This window comes from Streptomyces sp. 8P21H-1 (assembly GCF_013302945.1).
Window position 1 is genome coordinate 1 of the sequence record NZ_JABTYA010000293.1, and the last position, 4563, is coordinate 4563.

General features: G+C 73.9%; 5 protein-coding genes and 1 pseudogene. 3 read left to right on the top strand and 3 right to left on the bottom strand.

The window, feature by feature from the left end; translation table 11 throughout:
• The 3 genes and pseudogenes from HO151_RS06215 to HO151_RS06225 form a co-directional block, all read left to right on the top strand.
• On the top strand, positions 1-819 hold an 819-nt coding region (locus HO151_RS06215; protein ID WP_368039439.1), incomplete at its 5' end, for a sensor histidine kinase.
• Positions 816-1481 carry a response regulator gene (locus HO151_RS06220; protein WP_368039440.1) on the top strand — a complete coding sequence of 222 codons (666 nt, stop codon included), beginning with the start codon at positions 816-818 and terminating at the stop codon, positions 1479-1481. The genes HO151_RS06215 and HO151_RS06220, both read left to right, overlap by 4 nt.
• A 75-nt stretch (positions 1482-1556) precedes the next feature.
• Positions 1557-1730 (top strand): annotated as a pseudogene (locus HO151_RS06225) (ATP-binding cassette domain-containing protein); the annotation flags it as partial.
• A gap of 43 nt (positions 1731-1773) precedes the next feature.
• On the opposite strand, the gene HO151_RS06230 reads toward HO151_RS06225, so the two are convergent.
• From HO151_RS06230 to HO151_RS06240, 3 genes are all read right to left on the bottom strand, one after another.
• Complete coding sequence (locus tag HO151_RS06230; protein ID WP_173895098.1) at positions 1774-2271, bottom strand: hypothetical protein; 498 nt, start codon at positions 2269-2271, stop codon at positions 1774-1776.
• 174 nt (positions 2272-2445) lie between these two features.
• Positions 2446-3384, bottom strand: a complete 939-nt coding sequence (locus HO151_RS06235; protein ID WP_368039441.1) for a 3-hydroxyacyl-CoA dehydrogenase family protein — start codon at positions 3382-3384, stop codon at positions 2446-2448.
• A complete protein-coding gene (locus HO151_RS06240) occupies positions 3381-4493 on the bottom strand; it encodes an HAD-IIIC family phosphatase (protein WP_173895099.1) in 1113 nt (370 codons plus the stop codon). Before HO151_RS06240 ends, HO151_RS06235 begins: the two co-directional genes overlap by 4 nt.
• Between the last annotated feature and the right edge of the window lie 70 nt (positions 4494-4563).

Here is a 4563-nt window from a genome sequence, read left to right on the forward strand (position 1 = left end):
CACGGCGCCGCCGATGCCGTCACCGCGCCCGCGCCCAGACTGGCCGAGCTGCCCGGCCTCACCGCGCGGGTACGGGCGACCGGGCTGCGCGTCACCCTGGACGCGGACACGGGCGGCCGGCCGCTGCCGCAGCTGGTGGAGCTGGCGGCGTACCGCATCGTCCAGGAGGCGCTGACCAACGTGATCAAGCACGCGGATGCCCGGTGTGCGGCGGTGTCACTGACGGTGGACCGGGCCGGTGACCTGCTGGAGGTGCAGGTCACCGACGACGGCCGGCCCGGTGGTGCGGGGGCGCACGGGGGTGCCGCCCTTCCCGGGCCCGATCCCGGGTCCGGGATCGGGTCCGGGACCGGGATCGGGTCCGGGACCGAGTCCGGGACCGAGTCCGGGTCCGAGTTCGGGATCGGGTCCGAGTCCGGGACCGGGACCGGGACCGGGACCGGGACCGGGACCGGGACCGGGTCCGGGATCGGGTCCGGGTCCGGGTCCGAGTCCGGGACCGGGACCGGGTCCAGGTCCAGGTCCAGGTCCAGGTCCAGGATCGGGTCCAGGCCCGGGACTAGCTCCGGATCCGGGATCGACTCCGAGTCCGGGTCCGGAATCGAGTCCGAGTCCGGGTCCGGAATCGGGGTCAGGTCCGGGGCCGGGGCCGGGGCCGGGGCCGGGGCCGGGGAAGGTTTCGGGATGGTCGGGATGCGGGAGCGTGCCGCGGCCGTGGGTGGCACGGTGGAGGCCGGACCGCTGCCGGGCGGCGGATGGCGGGTGTACGCCCGCCTCCCCGTCGACCGCCTCTCCGGCGACGAGGGGGCGGCGGTGTGATCCGGGTGCTGCTGGCCGACGACCAGACCGTCGTGCGCGCGGGCTTCCGCGCCCTGCTCGACCTGACCGGCGACCTGGCGGTGGTCGCCGAGGCCGCCGACGGCGTACAGGCCGTGGAGCTGACCCGCGCCACCCGCCCGGACGTGGTGCTCATGGACATCCGCATGCCCCGGGCCGACGGCCTGCAGGCCACCCGCCGCATCGCCGCCGACCGCACCCTGGACGCCGTACGGGTGCTGGTCCTGACGACCTACGGGGCCGACGAGTACGTCTTCGAAGCCCTGCGCGCCGGAGCCGCGGGCTTCCTGCTCAAGGACATCGAGCCGGACGACCTGCGCACCGCCGTCCGCGGTGTCGCCGCCGGACAGAGCCTGCTCGCACCCGCCGTCACCCGTCGGGTCATCGAGGAGTTCGCCCGCCTGAGGACACCCGGGGCACAGGCGCGCGCACGGCTGGGACCGCTGACCGACCGGGAGCGCGAGGTCCTCGCGCTGGTCGGCCGGGGGCTGTCCAACGACGAGATCGGCCGGCGGCTGCTCATGAGCCCGCTCACCGCGAAGACGCACGTCAGCCGGACGATGACCAAGCTGGGGGCGCGGGACCGGGCGCAGCTGGTCGTGGTGGCGTACGAGACGGGGCTGGTGCGGGCGGGGGAGGTGTGACGTACTCCCCCGGGAGCAGCCGCCGTCTCCCGGCGGCGGATGTCCGGCGCGTCCGTCCTGCGTAGCGTCGGCGGCATGATCGAGGCACGGGAACTCACCAAGCGGTACGGCGGCCGCACCGCCGTCGACGCGCTGCCCTTCACCGTCCGGCCGGGTCCGGTCACCGGCTTCCTCGGACCCGACGGCGCGGGCAGGTCGACCACCCTGCGCATGATCCTCGGCCTCGACGCGCCCGGCGCGGGCACGGTCCTGCTGAGGAGGCCCGACGTCTGACCGCCGGCGGAACCCCGCCCTACCGGGCCAGTGGGCCGCGGACGTGCTCCAGGTGGACGGCCAGGCCCTGGTCGGCGCCGAGCCACAGCTTGTGGCCCGGTCCGAGTTCGGCGAGGCACCGGGTGCCGAACTGGATCTCGGTGTCCGTGCCGGGGTTCACCGTGAGCAGAGCGCGTTCCAGCAGCCAGGGCGGTTCGAAGCCGGCCTTCTCCAGCCGCAGGTAGAGCGGTCGGTGTGCCAGGTCGGCCAGGGTCAGCCGGGGTGCGCGCGGGTCGTTCATCCAGCTGTGGCCGACATCGGTGCCTTCCCCCAGGGTGAAGGTGCTCTGTGTGCCGCGGGTGGACCCGGCGCCGTCCTTGACCAGCCTGAACTCCCGTCCGCCCAGGCCCAGGTGGATGGGACCGGTGGTGTCCGCCGGTGCCTCGCCCGCGGTGAAGACCTGCACCCTGATCTGGGTGATCGGCGCCGTCGATCGTGCCGGCTGCCTCCGGCCGGCCGGGGACGCGGTGGTGGTCATCCAGTCCCCTCAATCGTTTTCGCCTGGAGCACCGGGAGCCACGGGCGACGCCTCTCATGCTTCTCATGCTTCGGCGCTCAGTACTTCCGCCTTGCCGGAGCGGAAGTTTCAACTCCGCTGTTCATGCATACGAGTTACTAAGTAATATGAATAAGGCGAAAACGCCGGTCGGTGTCAGGCGGTCGGCCGCCGGGTGGCCGACGTCCGGTAGTCGTGGAAGCCCGCCCCGCTCTTGCGGCCCGTCCTGCCCTCGCCGACCAGCCGCACCAGTAGCGGACACGGCCGGAACCTGTCATCGCCGGTGTACTGCCGCAGGACGTCCAGCGAGTCGAGCACCGTGTCGAGCCCGATGAGGTCGGCCGTGGCCAGCGGCCCCATACGGTGTCCGAAGCAGCTCTGGAAGATGTCGTCGACCTGCGCGGCCTCCGCGGTGCCCGCCTCGACCACGGTGGCCGCCTCGTTGATCGTCAGCATCAGGACCCGGTTGGACACGAAGCCGGGGGCGTCGGACACCACGACGCCCCGCTTGCCGAGGCTGCCGAGGAACGCCAGGGCGCGGTCCAGGGTCTCCCCGGAGGTCGCCGGAGTGGTGATGACCTCGACCGTGTCCTTGAGCGGGGCGGGGTTCATGAAGTGCATGCCGAGCACCCGGTCGGCCCGGCCGGTGACGGCGGCCAGCCCGGCGACCGGGATGGCGGAGGTGCAGGAGGCGAGCACGGTCCGCGGCGGGCAGAGCGCGTCCAGTTCGCGGAACACCGCCTCCTTGACGGCGGGGTTCTCCCGGGCGCACTCCACGACGAACGAGGCGCCGGCGAGGTCGGGGAGCCGGTCGCTCCAGCGCACGCGGGACGGGGGCTGCGCCGCCGGCGGGGCGCCACCGGTGCCGGCACCGGCGCCGGCACCGGGGTTCAGCAGCCGGTGCAGACGCAGTCCGTCGCGCAGCCGCCGGGGGGCGGTGGCCAGGGCGGCCGGGTCGGTGTCGACGGTCACCACGGTGTACCCGGCCGTGACCAGGCACTGGGTGACCCCGACTCCCATCACGCCCGCGCCGACCACACCTGCCGTGCCTGCCGTGTCGGCCGAACCGCCCGTGCGCCACGCGGTGTCCGTCACCGGCTCGCCCTCTCCTCGATGTCCTGAGCCCCGTCGGCCCCGTCGGCATACCGGGCGACGCCCTCCCGGTCCGTTCCGTCCGGGTCGTCGGCGACGACCCGGACGTGGCCCGGACGGGTCCTGGGCAGCCGGTCGGGATCCGCGGCCAGCACCATCCGGTCGCCGTGCCGCTCGATGACCTGGAACCCGGCGAACCGCAGGGTCACCAGCATGACCTGGTTGACGGGGGTGGACACGAACCGCGCCACCGGACGCAGGCCCGCCCGCACCGCCCGGTGCACGACGTGGTCCAGCAGTACGGCGCCGACCCCGCGGGACAGCACCCGGCACGAGGTCAGCAACAGCAGCAGCACGCTGTCGGTTCCGGTCAGCTCCGAGACGGCGAGCCCGATCGTGCCGTAGGAGCCGAACCGGTCCCGCAACCCGGCGACCAGCACCTCGTGATCGGGTGCCGCGGCCAGGCGGCGCAGTTCGACCATGTTCAGGGTGAGTCCGGTGGTGTTGAGCTGGTGGGTGCGTACGGTCAGTTCGTGGGCGCGCGCCAGATCCTCCTCGGTCGCACGCCGGACCGTCATGGTCAGGTCCAGGGAGGCGAGGAACTCGCCCTTCGATCCCTCGAAGTCCTGCTCGGCCCGGGTGCGGTGGCGCTCCACACTGTAGAGACGGCGGCGCTGCCGCGCCTCGTCCGTGACGAACTCGGGGGTGAACTCGGGGCGGTCGGGCAGCTCGCCGACCTGGTCCGCTCGGTAGCAGCGGACGCCGGGCAGCACTGCGGCCACCTCGGCCCGTTCGACGGGGTCGTTGTCCACGAATGCGACGGCGTCCGGGGCGAGGCCGAGCGTGCGGACGATCCGCCGCACCGCGTCCGACTTGCCGCCCCAGCCGATCTCCACCGCGCTGAACAGCTCGGCGAGGCCGTGGTGGGCCAGGTGCGCCTCGGAGGTCCGCGGGTCCCCGCGGCTCGCCACCGCGTGCAGGATGCCCCGGCGGTCGAGTGTCCGCAGCGTCTCGACGGCGGCGGTGAACGGCTGGGGCCGGTCGCCCTCCAGCACCACCCCGTCCCACAGGGTGTCGTCGAGGTCCCAGACCAGGCACTTGACCGTGTTCACCGGCCCGGTCCGTCCGCCGCCGCCCGGCTGTCGGCCGCCCGGCTGTCGGCCGCCCGGTCGTCGGCCGCCC